Below are 21,838 nucleotides of genomic sequence, written 5' to 3' on the forward strand. Positions count from 1 at the left end.
GACGAAGCCAAGGCCGAAACCTCATGGTTGAACGAGAATTTCCCGTCCGCATCGGTCTTCGTATCGAGCTTGTTTTTCAGGAGAGAAACGTCAGCATCCTGAACGGCCTTGCCGCTTTCGTCGTTCACCGTACCCGTAAGGGTGAATGCATTCGCCGCAACGGCAGAGAGAGCCATTGCAACACCGAAGGACACGCTTGTCCATAAAGTATGTTTCATACCAAACACTCCGTTAGAGTTTCACCTGATACAAAACTACTTTCAATACGGTGATTCCGCTCACATTCAAAAGCATGTTTCATGGACAATAAATCCACAGGCAAATTTCCTATATTTCACCCATACAAGGAGGAAATATGAAGATTTCCAGAATCATCGCCGCGGGCGCAATCGCATCGTCCATCGCGCTTGCACAGGACGGCGCCACCCCCAACGCCCAGGGCGGCATCAACAGCAAACCCGGCATCGGCGCGCATGCCGACTTCAACTACAGCTACCTCATCGGACTTCCGCAGGACTGGTACCTGGGAGACGATGCCGAGGCTCCTTCCGGAATCGGGTTCGATATAGGCCTCCGCGGCAGGATTCCCATGGCAAGCATCCTGCAATTCACGCCAGAAATCAACTTCCACTATGCGCAACTTTCCATGGACGAGGAAGGTTGTGACCACAAGTTCAAGCAGATGGACCTCGAAATCCCCCTCATGATGCGAGCCATCGTCAAGGACAGATTCTATGTCGCGGCCGGCGTGCAGCTTTCGCTGAACCTGAGCAGCGAAGTCTCGCTCGAACAAAACGACATATCCCTGGGCGGCGGCCTCGGCAAAACCGACTTCAAGTACAAGGAAGAGGTCGACCAGGCCGCATTCGGGTTCGGCATCGCCTTTGGAGTCGGCGGTTTCGTGATGGAACGCCTCTCCATTGACGCAGGGCTCGTCCTCGGGCTTACCGACGTCTACCCCGACATCGACCCCCTAAAGAACGACCTGATAGATTCCATGGACGGCGGCAAGCAGATGACCTTCAAGGTCGGCGCCGGATACTGGTTCCTGTAATCGATTTCAGGCAAAACCACTCTAGAGCTCTCAACGCGCGATAGAACCATACAGAAAAACCCGCTCAGATGAGCGGGTTTTTCTTATATCCTTTTCAGTACGATTACTGAGAAATCTTGCAATTAACAGTCGATGCACCCGTAAAGGTCACGCAGATTCCGTCAAACACGAAATCGCCCTGTTTGACCGAGCCAATCTGTGCACCGGCATTGCTGAAGCCCCATGTGCCAGACCCAGTAGCAATCGACTTGCCACCATAGGTCATCGTGAATGTCATGCCAACATTCTGGTCGTCGGCCTTCCCATCACACAAAATCTTAAACGCAGGAGTATTCCACTGATCCGTCCAGGTGCCCTTAACAGTCATGCACCCTTCATTCCTGACATCAAGCGGGTCTGCCTTAATCTGGTTTCCCGTGATTTCAAAAAGGTATTTCGGACCATTTGTAGTTTCCACTGCTGGGCAGGTCACCGTTTTTTTCGTGTTGTCCGCATGGCTAACAATCAGCGCCGGTGCATAACCCTTCTGTGCCGCGGTAAAGGTCTTGGTAAAGCTGGCTTCTGCGCCGGCAGCACCGCCATCCCACGAATAGAGCAAAGGAGTCGTCGTAGACGTGCAACCTTTCACTGTCCAGACTACATCGGGAGTCGCAGTAAAGTCAACCGAAGTGGCCTCCGTCGTACACATGCATCCCGTAATCGGGGCTCCGTTCACGTTCACAGTCTTGTCGCAGTCGATGTGCCCCTTCTGGCCGCCAATAACGACATCGACAGAAGCGGACTTCGGACCGGACTTCGAGTAAGAGACCTTCGGGCTCGCCGCTGTATTGTTGTCGGGCGTCGCATCCATGCCAAAAATCCAGCTATACGTTGCAGCCGCAACATCCCTTATGCCATAGTTGGAGTTCCACTCCACCTTCCACTGGACCGGAGAGTTCAGCTCGACCGTTTCGGATAGCGGGTAGCAGCGACCCATACCCGTTATTATGACCTGTTCGCTGGAGCTGCTCACTACGGTTCCCGCATCGGAAGAACTGGACAGGCGACTGACATCGCCAATCGAGGAGAACCTGAAGAACGATTCAGAGCTGGAGCTAACGACCGGCTGTCCATCTGCGGACGATTCCGGAAGCGTAGATTCCGACGAAAGTTCGACAACGCCATGGGCAGCCTTGGCCATCTCGTTCATGCAAACGATATCCTCGTTGCACTTGCTCATGGCATCGTTAATCTGGGTGCTAAAATCCAAATTGTTCAGCATGGCCTCGACGAAGACATCCGTATCGTCGGCCATGGGTTCAATCGAACCGCTACCGCAGGCCCAAAAACCGGCAGCCATGCCGATAGAGGAAAGACCTATCAAAAGTTTCTTGTTCATATAAAAACCTCTTCTAGAGAAATTTACATAAATCTTTGCAAAAACGGACACAAAAAACAATTTTTCGTGAAGGAAAACACAAAAAAAACGGCATTTTAGGCTAAAAAAACGCTCCTCGCCCTATTCTTCGACCGAAATCTTGCGTTGCCCGGTGATGAACTGGTGCACGTAAGGGTTGCTTGTGTTCTTGATTTCGTCCACCGTGCCCACCTCGATGATGCGCCCGTTCAAGAGCATCGCGATGCGGTCGGCCACCTTAAAGGCGCTCACCATGTCGTGGGTCACCACCACTGAGGTCACGCCGAGCTTGCTCTGCATGTCGAGGATGAGGTCATTAATCACGTCACTCGTGATGGGGTCGAGGCCGGTCGTCGGTTCATCGTAAAGGAGGATTTCGGGGTTCAGGGCGATGGCACGGGCAAGGGCCACACGCTTGCGCATACCGCCCGAAAGCTCGCTCGGCATCTTGGTGCGGAACTCGGGGACGAGGTTGATCATCTGTAGTTTCTCGGTCACCACGTCCTGGATCTGCTTCTCGGAGAGTTCCGGATGGTGTTCGCGGAGGGCGAACGCGATGTTCTCGCCGGTGTTCATGGAATCGAACAGCGCGCCCATCTGGAACAGCATGCCCATCTTGCGGCGGATGGTATGCGTGTCGAAAAACTTCGGGGTACTGATGGTCACGCCATCGACGGACACTTCGCCACCATCCGGCTGCAACAGGCCGATCATGTGCTTCAAAATCACGGACTTGCCACCGCCGGACTTGCCGATGATAACCATGGTCTCGCCACGGCGGATGTCGAGGTTCACATCTTCGAGGACGGTCTGCGGACCGAAGGACTTCTTGAGGCCCTTCAGGCGGATGGCGATATCGTTCGGGTCAATCTTTACGTTTGGCATAATTTCACCTGGAACTAGAAGAACATGATAGCGTCAAGTATAAAGTCAGAAATCAAAATCATGAGGCAGCTCGAAACCACGACGTTCATGGTCGCAAGTCCCACGCCACGGGCACCCGCCTGGGCGTTAATCCCGTGGTAGTAGCCGAGCACGAAAATCAGCACGCCGAACACGAGGGACTTGATCATGCCCGACCACAAGTCCATGGAGTCGAACAGGTACTGCATGCCCGTCGTGTAGGTATAGGTCGTAATGTCGAGGCCGAGTACGCACACTATCCAGCCGCCGATGAGGGCGAGTGCGTTCGAAATAGCGGTGAGGCAGGGAATCATCGTCATGAAAGCGACAAAGCGCGGGAGTGCAAGATAGCGGTAGGGTTCGAGGCCGAGCACCGTATAGGCAGCGAGTTCTTCCTTCTCCTTCATGCTCCCGAGTTCGGCTGCGACCGCACTGCCGACGCGGCCCGAAAGCACGATAGCCGTAAGCAAGGGGCCAAGCTCGATAAGAACCATCTTGCAGGCGGCAGTACCGACAAACTTGTCCGCCACGAGGTTCTGGAATTCGAACTCGGCGCAGACAGTCGCCACCATGCCCGTGAATATGGACGTCACGAACAGGAGCGGGAGGCTCGACACGCCGATGGATATCATCTGCTTCACGATGAGGTCGGGGTTCTTGAACACGTGCGGCATCTGCTTGAGCGTCAGGAGCAGGATGCACAGGACTTCGCCAATGCTGGCGATGCCATCCACGATGACACGTCCAATCCACGCTATGGGCTTGAGCAAAACAGTCATCGCTAGAACTCCCCAAAGCTGTAGCCGCCGCCCTGGTCGTCGCCGCCGAACTGGTAATCGCCACCGTCATCCGAACCGCCGTCGTCCGCGGTCGCATCGTAGAAGGTCGTGTATTCGGGAACGAACGCGAGGGGGATATCCTTCACGGAACCGTTACGGTGTTTTGCAACGATGAGTTCCGCCTTGTACTTGTCGTCGTCCTTGTGGGTGCGCACGTAGGGGCGTTCCACGAACCAGACCATGTCGGCGTCCTGTTCGATAGAACCCGATTCGCGGAGGTCGGAGAGCTGCGGACGCTCGCGGCCCTTTTCTTCGACCTTACGGCTCAGCTGAGCAAGCGCGATGACCGGGATGTGGAGTTCCTTGGCCAGAATCTTGAGGCCGCGCGAAATAGCACCGATAGCGACGGCGCGGTTCTCTTCCTTACCCGTCTTCATCAGCTGGAGGTAGTCAATCAAGAGGAGGTCGAGCTTGCCCTGGCGCTTGAGGTCGCGCGCCTTGCTCATGAGTTCCATGATGCCCAGGTCCGCATTGTCGTCCACGAACAGCGGAGACTGATTAATCGGCGCGACATGCGCGATGAGCTTGTTCATCTCGTCGCGGTTGAGCTTTCCGTTGCGCAGCTTGGACTGGTCCACCTGAGCGCGGGAGCAGAGCAAACGCTGGGCGAGCTGCACGCCATCCATTTCGAGGCTGAAGAACGCCACATGCTTGTTGAAATCGATGGCCGCATTCGCCGCAATCGTCAGGGCGAACGACGTCTTGCCGACACCCGGACGGGCCGCGAGAATGATGAGATCGGAATTCTGCAGGCCGTTCGTAAGTTCGTCCAGTTCGGTGAGTCCCGTGGGGATTCCCGTAATGCCGTCCTTCCTGTTGTTCAAGCGGTCGAGCAGCGGGGTCACAAAATTTTCAATCGGGCGAAGCGAGTTCTTCACCTGTTTCTCGGCAATCGCGAAAACGGCACGTTCCGCCGATTGGAGCACCTCGTCGGGAGCGGAAGAGACGTCCATGGCCTTCTTGATGGTATCGGACGACATGCGGATAAGCTTGCGAAGCACGAACTTGTCGCGCAGATGCTCCAGGTTCCATTCCACATTCGCCGAGGAAGCGACGCTCTCCATGAGTTCAAAGATATATTCGCGGCCGCCCGACTGCTGCAACCTGCCCATCTTCTCGAGCTCAGCAGGGAGGGTAAGCATGTCAATGGGGGTTCCGGCGCTATAGAGTTGCCGCATCGCCCTCCATATCAGTTGATGGCGTTCCAGGTAGAAAAAGTCATCGTCCGAAACAACATCGATGACCGGAGTCATGACATTCGGATCGCGCAGGATTCCACCCAGCAAATAACGTTCGGCCTCGCCGTCCATGGGGACCTGGCGACCTTCGAAACTTCCACCTTCGTTTACAAATTCAGACATAGCAATACATCGGAAATATAATTTTTATAAATCGGTCTGCACTCCATCAAGCCTTGAAGTAAGTGCACTTCGGGATATGGACCTTCCAGGTGAGCCACTTTAGCTGCTTGTCCTGCGACATGGCGACCGCGTCCACAAGCGAACATGTCTTTACGCCCGAAAAATCAAGGTCTGTTCCGGCCAGGTCGTTAAAGACCTTGCCCTTGCCGAAGAGCTGGTGGAACAGCGGTTCGCCGAAGGAGACCATCACCTGCGGGGCGATAAAGGAGAGTTCCTTCGCAAGCATTTTGCGGAGCGCCGTTTCGAGCAGGGCGGGAATGTTCCTTGCGGCATGGCCCTTGTAGAAGTAGGTGACCCCGATTTCGTTTTCGGCAACGTTCAGGTTCGCAAAGAGCCTCACGAGCATGGCTCCCGGTTCCGACGAGAAAAAATCACCCGAGTCCGGAAGCGGATTCGGCATCAACAGAAGAAGTTTCGGATTCGCAGGGCCCGCATAGCGGACAATGTCCCCGACTTTCGCATAGACGGCTTCGTTCTGGATAGAGTCGTAGAAGGCATCCAGGGATTCCGCCGCTTCGAAAGCCGACGCAGCCTTCCTCATGACGGGGCGGGCAGACGGAGCCGCCATCGCGGGGCCCACGGACAGGGGTTCCTGCGTTCGCACGGGTGCAGGGGGAACTTCCTGGGCAACAGCACTGCGGGATGCGACCGCTTGCGGTGTGACAACAGGCCGCGGCTGCGGAACCGCACGCGGCTTCTTCGCATTCAGAGACCAGGGTTCATCCAAAAAAACTTCGGAATCGCCCATGTCGATTTGACCGCGCAAGTAGTTGCGCAATTCGCTCATGTCATATTCTTCAGGCATTCAGGCGCTCCAGGCAAAAGTTCAAGATTGTTTCGGCGAGGTCCACCTTGCCCCCCATCTTCATCGGCGGCACGTCGGCACCCGGAACCACTAGGGCGAAGCGCACTCGGTCGAGACCGAAGCCGGAGTCGGAGGCGACCGGCGCATTGAGAAGGAGCGCATCGGCACCGCTCTTTTTGAGTTTCTCTGCCGCATGTTCTTCGAAGTGGTCCGTCTCGAGCGCGAAGCCGACGATGACCTGGTGCCGGGACATCTTGGCTCCAGCGCGGGCCGCGGTGCAGTCGCGCAAGATGTTCGGATTCGGCACAAGCTCGATGGTGAGTTGGCTACGGCTGTCCTTGATTTTCTCGTCGGCGGCGTGGGCGGGGCGGTAGTCCGCTACCGCCGCGCAATGCACGACGGCGTCCGCCTCGGCGAGCCGTGCCATCACGGCGTCGTGCATCTCCCGGGCGCTTTTCACGCGGGTAACCGCGACGCCGCCCGGGAACGCCGCCTCCATCGGGCCCGCGACAACTTCGACCTCGAAGCCGTTCGCATAGAATACCGAGGCGAGCGCAACCGCGGTCTTTCCGCTGCTGCGGTTAGAGATGTAGCGGACCGGATCAATCGCTTCTTCGGTGCGGCCGGCCGTCAAGAGCAGCTTCTTGCCATGGCCGGGGAGCGTTTTGTCTTGCGTGGGCTGGACGTCCTGTGCGACAGGGAATGCGGGCGGATTGCTTTGGCCCCTATCGCCTTCGCGGGGATGACAAAGTACAGCCCCTTCCAGCCACTTCACAATCTCTGCCGGTTCCATCAGGCGGCCTTGCCCGACTTCACCGCAAGCGAGTTCCCCCGCAGGAGATTCAAGAACGGTCGTATCGTCGAAGTTACACAGGACTTCGAGGTTGCGCTTGACGGCAGGGCTGTTGTACATCGCGACGTTCATCGCAGGGGCGATAACGCGCGGGCACGTGCAGCTCATGAAGCAGAGGCTCACCGGGTCATCAGCAATACCGCAGGCGAACTTGCCGATGACATTTGCAGTAGCGGGAACAACCAGATAGAGGTCGGCCCAGCGAGGAAAATCGATATGCTGGAAGGGGCGCGCCTCGACGGCTCCGCTCTTGAGGTAGACGGGGCACTTGCTGAGGCTTGCAAAAGTTAACGGCGCCACGAATTCGGTGGCGGCATCTGTCATGCACACGCGCACCGTAGCACCCTTCTTCTGCAACAGGCGCAAAAGTTCGCAGCTCTTGTAGGCGGCGATTCCGCCCGAAACGCCAAGGAGGATCTTCTTTCCAGCTAGTTCCATATAATGCAAGATAGAAAAAGGCCGGCATGGCCGGCCCTTTCAGGGAAATATTTCTTGCAAGCTAGCGGCTAATTTCTAGCGCAACGAATCGGAAGCGCAATATCCTTCTTGTATTTTGTGAAGACGGCGTCTTTCCTTTCGCACGAGAACTGGACGCCGTAACCCTTGTCGGCCTCCTGGAACGGAGTCGATGCGGTCCAGTATTCTGCAATGCCACCGTAGTTCTGGACATGCTCGTAACCGTAGTAATCCATGTATTCCATGTGACCGCCAAGATCTGCGGTAAAATCAAACGAGTTCAGGCCGGGAATGCCTCCATGGTCGTACCACTGTCCGTAGCATTCCATTCTTTCCCTGAGAACCCACGATGCATTTTCGAGGCCGCCAATAAGGATGAACAAGCCTTCCCATTCTTCGATTGTCGGCAGGTGCCAGCCTCTGGGGCAAATGCCTCTCAGCGTTTCGGGGAGATTGCAGTCGACCGAATCATGGCAGTTGATATCGCTGTTCTCGTAAGTGTAAATGGAATCGATGGCTGCCGCCCATTTGTAATAGCGGCCACCCGTTTCACAGCTGTCCTTGCACCAGAAATTGTTCTGCAGGCTGGGGGTCTGGACGCTATCGATGTACCTGAGGTCTTCGGCCATCCACTTCTTGTTACCGATGGTAACATAGTAATACAGCGAACTGTCGCGCACATCGCAGAAGCTAGTCGAGGGATTAAAGGGAATGCCGCCGCAAAGAGGATATTCCTGTTCATCCTGGAGGGAGACTTCGAGTGTGTCTCCGCTGCATACGAACTTGACCCCATTCCAGGTTTTAGCAACGGCGCAACCGTTGCCGTCATCGCCCTTGTCACCCTTTTCACCCTTCAGCGAAGCGAGCCATTCTTCTTCCGTTCCGGTGAATCCGGCGGCAACGGCCAGTTCGTAGGCCGACTTGCCATCAGCACCGTCGTCGCCCTTGCTTCCATCGTCACCCTTGGCGCCATCATCGCCCTTTGCTCCCTTGTCGCCCTTTTCACCATCATCACCCTTGTCGCCTTTTTCGCCTTTTTCGCCGTCAAGGCCTTTCACTCTCACCCATTCTTCTTCGTAGCAGTAGTAGAGCATTGCGGAATCCGCAACGAACATCATTTCGCCGTCTTTGTCCTTGGTGCAGTCACCGAGCTTTTCGAAAGTAGCGACAGACTCTACGCCTTTTGATTCTGTAATGGTGTCATTGCAGGCAGTAAGACAAACCATGGATGTGACAATTCCTGCTGCGAAAATTCCCCAGCATCGCTTGCTATTCCCAATCATCGTGTTCTCCTTTTTTGTAAACAGCAGAATTGCTTGTTTATTCTATACTACCAAATGTAATAATTTATACAAACAACAATAACTTATTATTAAAATTCATAATAAAAAAAATTCCCGTGGTTTTACCCACGGGACTTTTAATGTCGCAAGCGATTGTTGTTCCCCTTACGGGGTTTGCAACGGCAACTTACTTGGCTTCTTCAGCAGCGGCGTCTTCGGCCGGCTTTTCAGCCTTCTTCTTGGCAGCCTTCTTCTTCGGAGCGGCGGCTTCACCGATCGTCGTACCCGATTCACCCGGCTTGTGGGAATCCATCCAAGCCTTGAGTTCTGCGGATTCGCGGTTCTTGAAGTAGTCCACCACAGAGAGGTAGATCTTGCGGTTGTTCTGGTCGATTTCGGTCACGACAGCCGGGACTTCGTCGCCAACCTTGAATGCATCGGCCGGAACCTTGATGTATTCAGCAGTGAGCTTGGAGACCGGGATGAAGCCTTCGATACCGTCGTTGAGTTCAACCACGACGCCGCGGTCGAGCATACGGACAATCTTGCCCTTCACTTCGGAATCCACCGGGAACGTGGTTTCGATAGAATCCCACGGGTCTTCGGTGAGGTGCTTCATGGACAGAGAAATGCGGCGCTTTTCCTTATCGACAGCGAGCACGACGCATTCGACCTTGTCGCCCTTCTTGACCATTTCGTTCGGGTGAGTGATCTTCTTGGTCCAGGACATGTCGGACACGTGAATGAGGCCATCCACACCTTCCTTGATTTCGACGAAGGCGCCGAAGGAAGCGATGTTGCGGATTTCGCCAACCACGCGGGCACCCGGCGGAAGTTCAGTCTCGATGGAATCCCACGGATCGCTTTCGAGCTGCTTCATGCCGAGAGAGATGCGTTCTGCATCTTCTTCAACCTTGAGCACGACGGCTTCCACTTCCTGACCCACGGAGAGGATCTTGGAGGGGTGCTTGCCATGCTGCGTCCAGGACATTTCGGAAACGTGGATGAGGCCTTCGACGCCAGAATCCAGTTCGACGAATGCACCGTAATCGGTGATGGAAACGACCTTGCCCTTGACAATAGCGCCTTCGGGGTAGCGTTCGGCGATGTCCTTCCACGGATGCGGCTTGAGCTGCTTCATGCCGAGAGAGATGCGTTCCTTCTTGTCGTTGAAGTCGAGCACCATGACTTCGACTTCCTGGCCGAGCTGGACCATTTCGGTCGGGTGGTTGATGCGCTTGTAGCTCATGTCGGTGATGTGGAGGAGACCGTCCACGCCGCCGAGGTCGATGAAGGCACCGAAGTCGGTGATGTTCTTGACGATACCCTTGCGGACCTGGCCCTTCTCGAGAGTTTCGAGAACGTCGCCACGCTGCTTGTTGCGTTCTTCTTCGAGAACGACGCGGCGAGACACGACGATGTTGCGACGGGCCTTGTTGACCTTGATAACCTTGAGGTCGAATTCCTGGCCGATGAGAGCGTTGATGTCCGGGATCTGACGGAGGTCGATCTGGGAACCCGGGAGGAAGGCGTCGATGCCGAACAAGTCGACAACCACACCGCCCTTGATACGCTTCGTGAGCGTGCCGCGCACGACTTCGTTGTTTTCGAATGCCGCGTGGATGCGATCCCACACGCGCACGAAGTCGGCCTTCTGCTTCGAAAGGATGAGACGGCCGTCTTCATCTTCGAGCTTTTCGACAAACACTTCGATTTCGGAACCAATTTCGAGGGAGTCGGAGTCCTTGAACTCAGCGCGGTCGATAACACCTTCGCTCTTGTAGTTCACGTCGATGAGGACTTCCTGGTCGTTCACCTGGCTGATCTTGCCCATGACGAGCTTGCCCTGTTCGAGGCAGCCCATGCCGGCATACACGTCGGCGTTCTGCTTGCGGAAGTCCGGAGAGCATTCACCCTGGGCGGCAAGGATTTCGGCGAGATCTTCTTGGGTTCCGAATTTGAGATTTTGAGACATATTGTTTTTTGGGGTTGCGGTTCAAAGGACTCGGGACTACGCCACTACACCTACGTAGTCGAGAATCTTTTGGACCTGTTGTTGGATTGAGATGTGTGTAGTGTCAATTTCGATAGCGTCGTCCGCCTTCTTGAGGGGGGCGTTCGCACGGGAAGAATCCAGGCGGTCGCGTTCGACCAGATTTTCGAGGACTTCTTCCAGGGTAACCTTTTCGCCTTTTTCAAGGAGTTCCTTGTAGCGGCGTTCGGCGCGGACCTTCACGTCCGTCACCATGAAAAACTTGTACTTCGCGTCGGGAAAAACGACCGTGCCGATGTCGCGGCCGTCCAGAATGCAGCTCTGCTTCTTGCCGATTTCGCGCTGCTGCTTGGTCATCGCGGCACGGACGGAAGGAAGGGCGCAGTAGATGCTCACGTTGCTCGAGACCTTCATGCCGCGGATTTCGCTTTCGCGGCAAACACCGTTGATGAGGATGTGGTTTTCGGAATCGAACCCGAGGGTGAGGTCAGAGAGCAGTTCGTCCATGGCGGGGCCTTCTTCGGCCGGCAGACCCTTGTCGAGGGCGGCAAGCGTCACGGCGCGGTACATGGCACCCGTATCGAGGTACGTGATGCCGAGCGTCTTCGCGACAATCTTGGCCGTGGTACTTTTCCCGGTACCCGACCCGCCGTCAAGCGCAATAACGAAATGCTCACTGGTTTTTACCATAGTGAGCGCAAATTTAGAAAAAACTACTCGTAGTCCAAGTCGTTGAGGTAAACCGTGGCAGTATTTTCGTCGGTATCCCAGAAAATCAGCTCCGAGCCGTCCTTGTAGAAGGTCAGCTCCCAGCCGTTGTCGTAGAAGTAGTAGTAACTACCGTAGTCGTCGTGCCCCGAGGTGTACTCGTGGGTCGTATAATAGTAGCTGTAGTTGCCGTCCAAAGAGAGCGTTGCGAGGTCGTCGGAATCGATCCGGAGCGAGGCCGTATAGGCAGGGCTTATCGGAGCGGCAAGGCTGCAATCGAAAAGTCCGATGCCGTCGAACCGGCAGTCCATCACGTAGTAGTATCGGTACGAGCGGCTAAATACGGCGCCGTCCGCATCCGGGGATCCGGCGGTCCAATCGCCGCACGCCGCAAGGAGAAGGAGCGCCGCCAAGGCAAACGTCATTTTTGCGGTAAAATGGGACATCAAAAATTCCTAAAAAAATTCCCCGACGGGCGCCGGGGATTCGTTCAAAACAAACTAACAGCTAGTCGTTGGATTCGTAGTCACCATTGAAGATCTGTTCTTCGGCTTCTTCCGTATTCTCGTCCTTGTATTCCTCGGGAGCCTGGAGGTCACGGGTGCTGCCGTACTTCCTCTTTTCTTCCTCGGTCAACTTGTTCGTGAACACCTCGACTTCGGGTTCAGCCTTGGCCTCTTCTTCCTCGCCCTGGAGGATCTTCTGGCCTTCTTCGAGGCGGCGCTGGATACGCTGCTTTTCCATTTCCTCGAGGTTCGTGCCTACCTTGGCCTGTTCCTCGGAAACGACGTAGCGTTCGTTGGCTTCGTCCATGGCGGCCTTGATGCCCACCAGACGACCGTGGCCATCGACCTTGAGGCCAGCCTTACGGAGAGTGGAGAGCGGCAGGCGGCGTGCGGCGACCTGGTATTCCTGCTTGAATTCGTAACCGTCGCTGCTGATTTCGCGGGCTTCGTCCGAAGTGACATATTCGAGGGCTTCCTGCCAGCGCGAGCTCTGCACGCAAGAGGTAAAGCCTACAAGGGCGTTGTCGAGGGCTTCCGGGTCATCGGAAGTGCCGGCGCAACCGGACAACACCAGAGCAAAAAGAGCCAATCCCATCAATAACTTTTTCATAGAGGAAACCTCCTAAAAAAATGATACCATTTCAAATATATAACAAATTTTTCGTAAAAAATCCAAAAAAATTCATTTTTTCACCTAACTCCGTGTCATTATTGCAGTTACGGAGCTTTTCGGGCCCTCATTTTTCTATTTTCTCCCTATCATGAGCGAAAACGCAGACATCTACCGCATCAATTCTTCCGACGGAAAAGAAATTATCCTTGTTGGCACCGCGCATATTTCGAAGACCTCCCTGGAACTAGTCCGCGAGACCATCGAAAACGAGCACCCCGACACTGTCTGCGTCGAACTGGACGAGGGCCGCCTCAAGTCCATCCAGGACCCCGACCGCTGGAAAAAGACCGACCTGAAGGAGGTCATCAAGAAAAAGCAGCTCGCGACCCTCATCGCGAACCTCGTGCTCGGGTCTTACCAGAAGAGGATGGGCGACCAGACCGGCGTGAAACCGGGTTCCGAACTCAAGGAAGCGGTCAACATAGCGAACGAAAAGCAAATTCCTCTAGTCCTCGCCGACCGCGACATCAAGATAACACTCAGGCGCACCTGGGCATGCACCCCCTGGTACCGCAAGTTCAGCCTGCTGGGCGGCCTTTTCGGGAGCATTTTCGACAAGACCGAAATCAGCGAGGAGGAACTCGCAAAAATCAAGGAGCAGGACGCCCTCAACTCCATGATGCAGGAGTTCGGCAAGACATTCCCCGAGGTGAAGCAGGTGCTCATCGACGAACGCGACCAGTTCCTTGCAAGCAAAATCAAAAATGCGGAAGGCAAGAAGATCGTGGCCGTCATCGGCGCGGGCCACATGAGGGGCATCGCAAGCATCATCGAAGAAAACAAGGAACTCCCGAGCGAGGAATCCATCTCGGTCATCCCGAAGGGGGCTCCCATCTGGAAAATTATCGGATGGGCCATCCCGCTCGCCATTATCGCAAGCATCATCTTCGTGGGCTACAACGCGGGCGTAGAGAAGGCTGGCGAACTGAGCCTGCAATGGGCAATGCTCACCGGCGGCGGCGCCATGCTCGGTACGATTATTGCAGGCGGGCATCCGCTCACCATTCTGGTAGCGCTGCTAGTCGCCCCATTCACGGGACTCACTCCGCTTATCGGCGTCGGTTTCTTTACCGCGCTCACGCAAGTGTACATGAGACCGCCGCGCGTGTCCGAGATGGAAACCCTCTCCGACGACATCTGGCAGGTGAAGCGCTGGTGGAAGAACCGCGTGACCCGCGTAATCCTCTGCTTCCTGTGTCCGGGAATCCCCGCGATTATCGGGAAGATACTCGCGATATTCCAGATATACCAGGCGTTCTAGAAGACGAGGCCGACGGAGAAGCCGCCGCTGATAAAGCCTTTCTTCCCGAAGTCCATTTTCCCGATTTCAGGATTTATCTCGGAAAGGTCATCCCTGAAGACTACGCCCAGCTCGACGCGGGAAAAATAGTACGACGCACCCAAAGCAATACCATAGTGATAATTGTTCACTAACATATTGTCGTCATAGTAACCATAGCGGACGTCGTTATCCTTCAAATAACCGACATACCCGCCAAAACGCAAAATGGCGTTCCCTAACTGCAGCCCACCCTGGACCAGCGCATCTATATTATAGACCCACCATTCCCAGATATCGTCGTAATAGCTGTCTTCGTAAGTCCACGAGCTAAGCCCCAGACCCAGGCCATATTCCACGAAGAATTTTCCTTGGCCCGAGCGCATAAAGGCCTGCACATTAGCCCCAACGCCTAAGCCATTAAAGCGAATGCGATCGGCATCGTAAAATAAGCCGTCAAGATCGAACACAAGCCTGAACTTGTACGGTTTGAGATCTCCGGATTTTTCTGTCTTAGGCTTGGCGGAAGAAACGTCGCCTGCCGAGGACGCTCCGGATGCTCCACCTGCGGACGAAGCCGTCTGGGATGCGGGAGCAATTTTCGAGAGCAAGGAGCCAAAAATCGAGGAAGACGAAGACGAGGAAGGCGCCTCCTTGGAAGACTTCGCCTTCGATTTCGGATTCTCGGCACCATCGTAGCCGGCCGTACCATATCCCTTCTCGCCATACGCCGTCGAGCCGTAGGCCGTCGAGCCATACGCCGTCGAGCCATACGCCGTTGAACCGTAAGTACCTCGGTCTCCATAATCGTCACTCCACGCGAGACAGGCGAGGGCGAGCAAAACGAGCAATAATTTCTTCATTACGCTAACAGACAATTATTCTTGGTTGACGGAAGCGTCAGACGGAGTTTCGGCGGTAGAGCGCATGTCCTTGACTTCCCTCGAAGAAAGCATCTTGTAGCGGATCGAGAGGCCCCAGTATTTGCAGGAGCATTTCTTTTCGCCATTGACGTTGTTGCAGAGTTCCTCGGCCCTGACATTGATGACGTCCTGGGCTCCGTTCCTCGGGCTCGTGACCGTTGCGTAAGTGACAAAATCCAGAACGGAACACTTGTGTTTGTCTTCCCAGGACACCGGTCCGACAATCTCGTAGGTGCTGGCGCCATAGACGCCCATGGTAGAACTCTGCTTGTCGACGTAGCCGTACTTCTCGGTGCGGACAGGTCCTTCCTTCTTCTGGGTCTGCTGCACGGGTATCATTCCGGCGCAACCGGTCACGGCAAAAGCGACCGCAGCAATCATGGCGATATAGACGAATTTTTTCATTTTGAGCTCCTGTTTGAAAATTTTCGCGCACAAATTTAGGTTTGTTTTTATTAACATACAAGGGTATGGAGTTTTTTTTGTTGAGAGTGCGACAACGAGGAGAGCTATGAAAGTGTGTGATTGGAGAGAGGGATGGACTGCGCGGTCATTTCATTCCCGTGCAGCCCTTCGGGTTCTGGCCTTCGGCCAAAATCTCAGACGTCTGCGCTTCACTGCGTTCCGCAGACGTCTGTCGAACCCTCTGCGAGGGTTCGAACCGCTACCCTATGAAAAAATAAGGAACCCGCAAGGGGTTCCTTATTTTTTCAAGGAGAGAGAGGGATTCGAACCCTCGGACCTGTGACAGTCTCCGGATTTCGAGACCGGCCCAATCGACCACTCTGGCATCTCTCCAAGGTTCGCATAATTTAGTAAAGATTTCGCGGTTTGTCTACCCTAGGCCCCACGACAGGTCTTCCCCCGCTCGTTTTCTTTTCTTGCCACCCTTTGAAACGGCCTGCCGTATTTCTACATTTGGCCGCGAATCCAAAAAAAGGATCCAACAGAACTTCAGGTTTATAAGCGCGAGTGCGCTTCGGGGCTTTTCAAGGTTCGGCCGGGCAACCGGCGCTAGAACCATTCGATAGTGCGGCATGGGCCGCAGATGAAGTTTACGGGTCCTGAAGGTGAACTATGTCGAAAGATACCGAAGAGCGTATCCCTGAAGAGGAAATTGACCCGAAATCCAAAATTGCACGCGAGGCGGACGCTTTCCTGATTGCCATCGCCGGCGGCGCCGACGAAGACGAGGCAGACGAGGCCGCATTCTTCGCAACAAACCCGAACGGCGTTGTCGTCGACGAAGAAGGCGACGTGCTGAAGAAGGGCCCCAAATCGGCCATCGAAGTCGGCACGAAGGTCGAAATCGAGGACGGCGAAGTCGAACAGCCCGAAGATGACGATTCGGCAACTTCATCCACCTCGGACGAGGATTATGCCGAGTCGAAGAAGGACTGCGCGGAACCGGCCGAAGAATCAGACGAAGATCCGGGCGACGAAGCACTCGTAACCTTCGAAGACCTGGGACTTGCCGACGAAGTTCTCGAAGCCATCAAGGCGATGAACTACGAGACTCCCTCCCCCATCCAGGCGAAGGCGATCCCGGCACTGTTGCAAGGAGCAAACCTGCTCGGCACGGCGCAGACCGGTACCGGCAAGACAGCCGCTTTCTCGCTCCCGCTGCTTTCCAGGCTCGACTTCAACGGCCATGAGACCACGATGCTCGTGCTCACGCCGACACGCGAACTCGCCATCCAGGTAGCGGAAGCTATCCAGCAGTATGCCGCCAAGATGCCGAAGGTGCACGTAGTTCCCGTCTACGGCGGGCAGGATATCGCAGTGCAGTTGCGCGCCCTCAAACGCCAGGCGAACATCGTGGTCGCCACCCCGGGCCGCCTCATTGACCACATCAAGCGCGGCTCCATCGTGCTTTCGGGCGTGAAAGCCATCGTGCTCGACGAAGCCGACGAGATGCTCGACATGGGATTCATGGAAGACGTGGAAACCATCCTGAAAGAAATCCCGGCCACGGCCCAGCGCGCGCTCTTTAGCGCCACGATGCCGAACGAAGTCAAGAAGATTATCGACCAGCACCTCGGCGAATACGAGGAAGCCCGCATCGAAGGCAAGACGACGACCGTCGAGAATATCCGACAGCGCTACCTGCTGGTGAAAAACGAGCACAAGATCGAGGCGCTCGCCCGCGTGCTGGAGGGCGAAGACTTTGACGGCGTTCTGATTTTCGTGCGCACCAAGCAGAGCACCACCGAAGTCGCCGAGAAGCTCGAAAGCCGCGGATTCAACGTGGCCCCGCTCAACGGCGACCTCGCGCAGTCCATGCGCGAACGCACCATCAACCGCCTCAAGATGGGCAAGCTCGATATCGTCGTCGCCACCGACGTGGCCGCCCGCGGTATCGACGTGGACCGCATCTCGCTCGTGGTAAACTACGACATTCCCTACGATACGGAATCCTACGTGCACCGCGTAGGTCGTACGGGCCGCGCCGGGCGAAGCGGGAACGCAATCCTCTTCATTACCCCGCGCGAAAAGCGCATGCTCAAGACCATCGAGAAGGCCACCCGCCAGCCCATCGAGGTGATGGAGATGCCGACCGCCGACGTCATCAGCGCAAAGCGTGTCGCCGCGTTCAAGGCAAAAATCAAGAGCGTGCTCAGCTACGGCGAACTCGGCAAGTTCAAGGAACTTGTCCAGAGCATGGTCGCAGAAGGCTGCAATATGGAAAACGGCGTCGCTCTCGAAGACGGTTCCGTGCATGAAATTACGGCAGAAGATGTCGCTGCCGCCGTCATCAAGATCTGGCAGAAAAAGCAGCCGCTATTCCCGGAATTGAAACCGCTCGACGCCCCGCGCGAAAGAGGCGAACGCCGCGAACGCGGAGACAACTTCGGGCTCGACCGCGAAGAAAAGAATCGACTCCGCAAGGAGCGCAAGGAAGGCGAAAATGGAGTCGAGGAAGGCTACCTGCGCTATTACCTGGGCGTAGGCCGCCGCGACCACGTGACTCCCAAGGACATCGTGGGCGCCATCGCCGGCGAAGGCAACATCAGCAGCAGCAACATCGGTCGCATCAAGCTGTTCGACAAGTTCAGCACCGTAGAGCTTCCCGAGACCATGCCGCAGGAAGTGCTTGACATTCTGTCGGGCATGACCATCCGCGGGAACGAAGCCCGCTTCCGCCTGATGACCGACGAGCCGCCCACCGGCCCCGCTCCCGGAACCAAGCCGCGTGGCAAGGCGCACCCGTTCGAAAACCGCAAGGCCCGCCGAGAACGCATGTTCGGCGACCGCAAGTTCCACAGAGACCGCGACGAGCGAGGTTTCGGCGAAAAGAGAGGCGACAAGCCCTTCCGCAAGACAAGGCGATTCGGCAGAGTCTAGTTTTTCTATACTTGCGGCATGTCCTTTTCGCTTTCGACTCTCCTCGGTTTAATTCTGCTGCTCGCCCTTGTCTTTTTCAAGATCAAGGGCAAGGCGCCGAAAAAGAACCACAAGATGTACCACAGCGATGGAGGGCGCAAGACCTTTCACGATTTTGAGCACGAACGGCGCCAGGGACTCGGGAATAAAGTTCGCGACATGGGCAAGCCCTTCGAACTAGGAGGCTACGGAATCACGCATGCCCCCAACCGCAGCGAGAACTTCTTCAAGCCAGACCCGAAATTCAACGATGAACGCATCGTGAACGACCCGCGCGGCATTTTCGGCGAAGCGGCGATGATGGCGCTCACCGCTCGCGTCTGCGACACCGACAAGCGCAAGTACGTGCTAATGCGGAACCTCTACGTTCCCGCGCGCGCAGGTTACACCGAAATCGACGCGCTGCTTTTGCACCAGTCGGGATTCTACGTTCTCGAAAGCAAGAACCTCTCCGGCGAAATCTCGGGCGACCTCGAAAGCGAACGTTGGAATCAGCACCTAACCGAGCACACGGAGCACACGTTCCACAATCCCATCCGCCAAAACATCGGACACATCCTCGCACTGGAACATTTCCTGAAAATCCGCCACGAGCAGGCTCACTTTATTTCGTTCATTGTATTCAGCGACCGCTGCGTTCTCCGCAAGGTACCAAAGGACAACGAATTCTGGAGCATCGTCCACTGCAGCGAACTGCAGGATGTCCTGCTCAAGCGCATATCGGGACGTAAGACAATTTATACCCCGAAACAAATCGAGGATTTTTACTACAAACTCACCACCTGCATGAATGCAAGCGAAGAAGTCAAGGCGAAACACCGGGATTACACGCACCGAAAGGGAAAATCCCGCGAACAAAATCAAAACGATACACTATGAAGCAGATTGTAAAAAAGACAGTTCTCGATAACGGCATCACCATCCTGACAGACTACATGCCGCACGCTTACTCGGTTGCGGTTGGCGTTTGGGTGCCGCGCGGATCCCGACACGAGGCGAAGGACGAATTCGGGCTGAGCCACTTCTACGAGCACCTGGTATTCAAGGGAACCGAAAAGCGCAGCGCCCTCGAAATCGCGCACGCCATCGAGGACAAGGGCGGGAACCTGGAAGCTTACACCACAAGGCAAGAGACCGGGTTCTACGCGCAGATTGAACGGAGCCATCTTCCGCTCGCTATCGACGTGATTGCCGACATGCTCATGCACCCGCGCATGGACAAGGGCGAGATGGAAAAAGAACGCCGCGTAATCATCGAGGAAATCCACAGCTACGACGACATTCCCGAAGAAATCGTGGGCGACGTGTTCAACGCCATCCATTTCAAGGGCAGCGGCATCGCGCATTCCATCACCGGCAACATCCGGCAAGTCAAATCGCTCACACACAGGCAGATGCTCAAGTACAGGGACCAGGTCATAAGCGAGATTCCGCTCCTAATTTGCGCTTCGGGCAAGGTGGACCACGAAGAACTCGTGCAACTTTGTGCGGAAAAGTTCGCGCAGAAGAAATGCTCCGGCGTGTTGCCCGCGGATGTCTACCGGGCACACAACAGTGTGAAGGTCGTGCAGAAGCAGGACATCGCGCAGTCGAACCTCTTCTGGGGTTTAAGTTTCGACCGCAGCCTGATGGATGAGCGCGGTCGCTGTGCGCTCTCGCTGTTCAACGTCGCGATGGGCGCGGGCATGGCATCCCGCCTGTTCCAGAAGATTCGCGAAGACAAGGGCCTCGCCTACTCCGTGTATTCTACCGCGGATATCTACTGCGACTGCACCGACTGGGGCGTATCGCTTGCGACCGAGCCGCACCAGCTCAAGACGGCACTCGAGCTTTCGCTGAACGAAACGCACGGTTTCCTGAAGCGTGGTTTCAACAAGGGCGAGTTCGAGCGCACCAAGACGAACATTCTGGGAGGCATGTACCTCGGCGCCGACAGTCCCGAAAAACGCGTTGTCCGCATGGCCGAACAGACGCTACACCTGGGCGAGTTCCACACGATGGAGCACTCCGAGAAAATCATCAAGTCCATGACCGAAGAAGAAGTCGTCGGTACCGTAAACCGCCTGTTCGGCGCCGCGAAATTCTCCGCCGCGGTCATCGAGCCGGCCGGCCGCAAGAAGACCGAGCTCCCCCTCGACTTTTTCGAACATTAAGCAACAGCTATTTCGACTGCACGGCGCGCGCCCTGCGCTTCTTATTCCAGACCTTGAACTCCATGTAGAGCGTGCTCACCGTGTAGACGAACAGCATAAAGAGGAGCGTGTTCTTGGGAGTGTTCAGGTTGCATATACCCCAAGCAATCGTGATGAGCGGCAGGTGTATGAGGTAAGGGTAGAAACTCGCGCGGCCCACCTTGCGCACGATGCCGATACAGAAGAATCGCGCCATGAACCCCTTGCCCGAAAGGAGCGAGAGCACGAACAACCCGTAGATGAACACGGCGACGCTATGGTGAATAAAGTAGTTTACGCCGGGATTGAACGAGGGCGACATGAGGAACAGGCTCCCGTAAAGGGCGGCAAGGAGTAGCGCCTGCACGATTCCGCTCACGTAGTCCTTCTTGAGGAACTCGAAGAAGCCTTCCTTGTACAGGCGGAAGATGACCATGCCGAAGATGTACTCGAACACGCGCACGGGGGCGAACATGTGGAAGAACCTGTACTTTTCATCGTAACTGTCGAACCAGAGGTTGCCCGAAAGCCCGAAGAACACTGCCCACGCGATGCCCGGGACGAACACCGCGAAGAAGAGAATCCAGAGGGTGCGGCGATTCTGCCTAAAGAGCCAGCGGCTGAACCACGGCGTGATGGCATAGCACATGAAAAAACTTGTAAGTGACCAGCTGGGTTCGTTGAGTTTCATGCCCAGGTCGGGAACGATGGACCACGTGAGCGAAAGGTGCAAAAGGAGGCTACGCCAGGGATGCACCATCTTCGCAAGCCCCGCCGAGGCGCAATCGACGATTTCGCCTGGGCCGGGCAAGTGCGTGTAGCCGCTGAACTTGAACACGAGTACCACGAACATGAGAAGGGTCATGAAGAAGTGGAGCCGATATAGCTTCGCTATACGGGCGAACATGAACGGGATTACCGGTATGCGGCGTTCCGGATCGCTGAACTTGCTTGCAAAGAGGAACCCCGCGAACACGTAGAATATGCCTGCCGCAAATGCGGGAGCGGTAAAGACGGGCATAAGCCAAGTGTTGCTTGCCATGTAGGCAAGCGCGCTCGAACTACCCAAGTGGAGCATCACGATGTTTATGCTCGCGAGGAGGCGCAGGCCGTCAATCGCCGGAAAGTAATCCGGCTTTTTTGCACCTGCGTTCGGGGAGTTCTCTGCCATCGTGCGGTATAATTTAGAAA

At 55.7% G+C, this 21,838-nt stretch carries 20 protein-coding genes and 1 tRNA gene; 5 read left to right on the top strand and 16 right to left on the bottom strand.

The features are described 5' to 3' along the window. A partial coding sequence (locus tag B4A77_RS07520; RefSeq protein ID WP_290739695.1) for a carboxypeptidase-like regulatory domain-containing protein occupies positions 1-218 on the bottom strand: 218 nt, incomplete at its 3' end. A gap of 137 nt (positions 219-355) precedes the next feature. On the opposite strand from B4A77_RS07520, the gene B4A77_RS07525 reads away from it, so the two are divergent. Continuing rightward, positions 356-1,054 (top strand): porin family protein, encoded by a 699-nt coding sequence (locus B4A77_RS07525; RefSeq protein ID WP_290739699.1) that lies wholly within the window; start codon positions 356-358, stop codon positions 1,052-1,054. A gap of 103 nt (positions 1,055-1,157) precedes the next feature. Here the strand turns inward: B4A77_RS07525 and B4A77_RS07530 are convergent, their stop codons facing one another. The 11 genes from B4A77_RS07530 to B4A77_RS07580 all read right to left on the bottom strand — a co-directional run bounded on the left by B4A77_RS07530 (position 1,158) and on the right by B4A77_RS07580 (position 12,827). Beyond that, positions 1,158-2,432 (bottom strand): hypothetical protein, encoded by a 1,275-nt coding sequence (locus B4A77_RS07530; RefSeq protein WP_290739702.1) that lies wholly within the window; start codon positions 2,430-2,432, stop codon positions 1,158-1,160. Between the two features lie 120 nt (positions 2,433-2,552). After that, positions 2,553-3,335: an ABC transporter ATP-binding protein gene (locus B4A77_RS07535; protein ID WP_173382787.1), complete on the bottom strand. Its 783-nt coding sequence runs from the start codon at positions 3,333-3,335 to the stop codon at positions 2,553-2,555. A 14-nt stretch (positions 3,336-3,349) separates the two neighbouring features. Beyond that, complete coding sequence (locus tag B4A77_RS07540; protein WP_290739706.1) at positions 3,350-4,132, bottom strand: MlaE family ABC transporter permease; 783 nt, start codon at positions 4,130-4,132, stop codon at positions 3,350-3,352. A gap of 2 nt (positions 4,133-4,134) precedes the next feature. Beyond that, entirely contained in the window at positions 4,135-5,553 is a 1,419-nt protein-coding gene (gene dnaB / locus B4A77_RS07545) for a replicative DNA helicase (RefSeq protein ID WP_173382789.1), read from the bottom strand. A gap of 46 nt (positions 5,554-5,599) precedes the next feature. Beyond that, positions 5,600-6,418 carry a hypothetical protein gene (locus B4A77_RS07550; protein ID WP_173365746.1) on the bottom strand — a complete coding sequence of 273 codons (819 nt, stop codon included), beginning with the start codon at positions 6,416-6,418 and terminating at the stop codon, positions 5,600-5,602. Then, entirely contained in the window at positions 6,411-7,709 is a 1,299-nt protein-coding gene (locus tag B4A77_RS07555; RefSeq protein ID WP_290739709.1) for a bifunctional phosphopantothenoylcysteine decarboxylase/phosphopantothenate synthase, read from the bottom strand. The genes B4A77_RS07550 and B4A77_RS07555 overlap by 8 nt, the downstream gene beginning before the upstream one ends. A 68-nt stretch (positions 7,710-7,777) precedes the next feature. Beyond that, a complete protein-coding gene (locus B4A77_RS07560) occupies positions 7,778-9,010 on the bottom strand; it encodes an FISUMP domain-containing protein (protein ID WP_290739712.1) in 1,233 nt (410 codons plus the stop codon). 187 nt (positions 9,011-9,197) lie between these two features. After that, positions 9,198-10,985: a 30S ribosomal protein S1 gene (gene rpsA, locus B4A77_RS07565; RefSeq protein WP_290726306.1), complete on the bottom strand. Its 1,788-nt coding sequence runs from the start codon at positions 10,983-10,985 to the stop codon at positions 9,198-9,200. 36 nt (positions 10,986-11,021) lie between these two features. Beyond that, positions 11,022-11,693 carry a (d)CMP kinase gene (cmk, locus tag B4A77_RS07570; RefSeq protein ID WP_173381844.1) on the bottom strand — a complete coding sequence of 224 codons (672 nt, stop codon included), beginning with the start codon at positions 11,691-11,693 and terminating at the stop codon, positions 11,022-11,024. A 23-nt stretch (positions 11,694-11,716) separates the two neighbouring features. After that, a complete protein-coding gene (locus tag B4A77_RS07575; RefSeq protein ID WP_290739715.1) occupies positions 11,717-12,157 on the bottom strand; it encodes a hypothetical protein in 441 nt (146 codons plus the stop codon). A gap of 61 nt (positions 12,158-12,218) precedes the next feature. Further along, a complete protein-coding gene (locus tag B4A77_RS07580) occupies positions 12,219-12,827 on the bottom strand; it encodes a hypothetical protein (protein WP_290726301.1) in 609 nt (202 codons plus the stop codon). Positions 12,828-12,978: 151 nt separating this feature from the next. On the opposite strand from B4A77_RS07580, the gene B4A77_RS07585 reads away from it, so the two are divergent. Next, positions 12,979-14,151: a TraB/GumN family protein gene (locus B4A77_RS07585; protein WP_290734254.1), complete on the top strand. Its 1,173-nt coding sequence runs from the start codon at positions 12,979-12,981 to the stop codon at positions 14,149-14,151. Here B4A77_RS07585 and B4A77_RS07590 read toward each other — a convergent pair. From B4A77_RS07590 to B4A77_RS07600, 3 genes are all read right to left on the bottom strand, one after another. Further along, entirely contained in the window at positions 14,148-15,032 is an 885-nt protein-coding gene (locus B4A77_RS07590; protein ID WP_173366415.1) for a hypothetical protein, read from the bottom strand. The genes B4A77_RS07585 and B4A77_RS07590 overlap by 4 nt on opposite strands. Before the next feature lie 15 nt (positions 15,033-15,047). Further along, on the bottom strand, positions 15,048-15,497 hold the full coding sequence (locus tag B4A77_RS07595) for a hypothetical protein (protein WP_173366416.1): 450 nt from the start codon (positions 15,495-15,497) through the stop codon (positions 15,048-15,050). Positions 15,498-15,805: 308 nt separating this feature from the next. After that, a tRNA-Ser gene (locus B4A77_RS07600) sits at positions 15,806-15,890 on the bottom strand. A 279-nt stretch (positions 15,891-16,169) separates the two neighbouring features. On the opposite strand from B4A77_RS07600, the gene B4A77_RS07605 reads away from it, so the two are divergent. Genes B4A77_RS07605 through B4A77_RS07615 form a run of 3 tightly spaced genes read left to right on the top strand, consistent with a single transcriptional unit; the run spans position 16,170 to position 20,629 of the window. Beyond that, positions 16,170-18,437, top strand: coding sequence for a DEAD/DEAH box helicase (locus tag B4A77_RS07605; RefSeq protein ID WP_290739718.1), 2,268 nt, complete (start codon positions 16,170-16,172; stop codon positions 18,435-18,437). Positions 18,438-18,455: 18 nt separating this feature from the next. After that, positions 18,456-19,355, top strand: coding sequence for a nuclease-related domain-containing protein (locus B4A77_RS07610; RefSeq protein WP_290739721.1), 900 nt, complete (start codon positions 18,456-18,458; stop codon positions 19,353-19,355). Beyond that, the gene (locus tag B4A77_RS07615; protein WP_290739724.1) at positions 19,352-20,629 is read left to right on the top strand and encodes a M16 family metallopeptidase; all 1,278 of its coding nucleotides are present in this window, start codon (positions 19,352-19,354) and stop codon (positions 20,627-20,629) included. The genes B4A77_RS07610 and B4A77_RS07615 overlap by 4 nt, the downstream gene beginning before the upstream one ends. Before the next feature lie 7 nt (positions 20,630-20,636). Here B4A77_RS07615 and B4A77_RS07620 read toward each other — a convergent pair whose 3' ends face one another. Then, the gene (locus B4A77_RS07620; protein WP_290739727.1) at positions 20,637-21,818 is read right to left on the bottom strand and encodes an acyltransferase family protein; all 1,182 of its coding nucleotides are present in this window, start codon (positions 21,816-21,818) and stop codon (positions 20,637-20,639) included. Positions 21,819-21,838: the final 20 nt, after the last annotated feature.

The sequence above is a fragment of the Fibrobacter sp. UBA3718 genome (assembly GCF_002371935.1).
Classification (GTDB): domain Bacteria; phylum Fibrobacterota; class Fibrobacteria; order Fibrobacterales; family Fibrobacteraceae; genus Fibrobacter.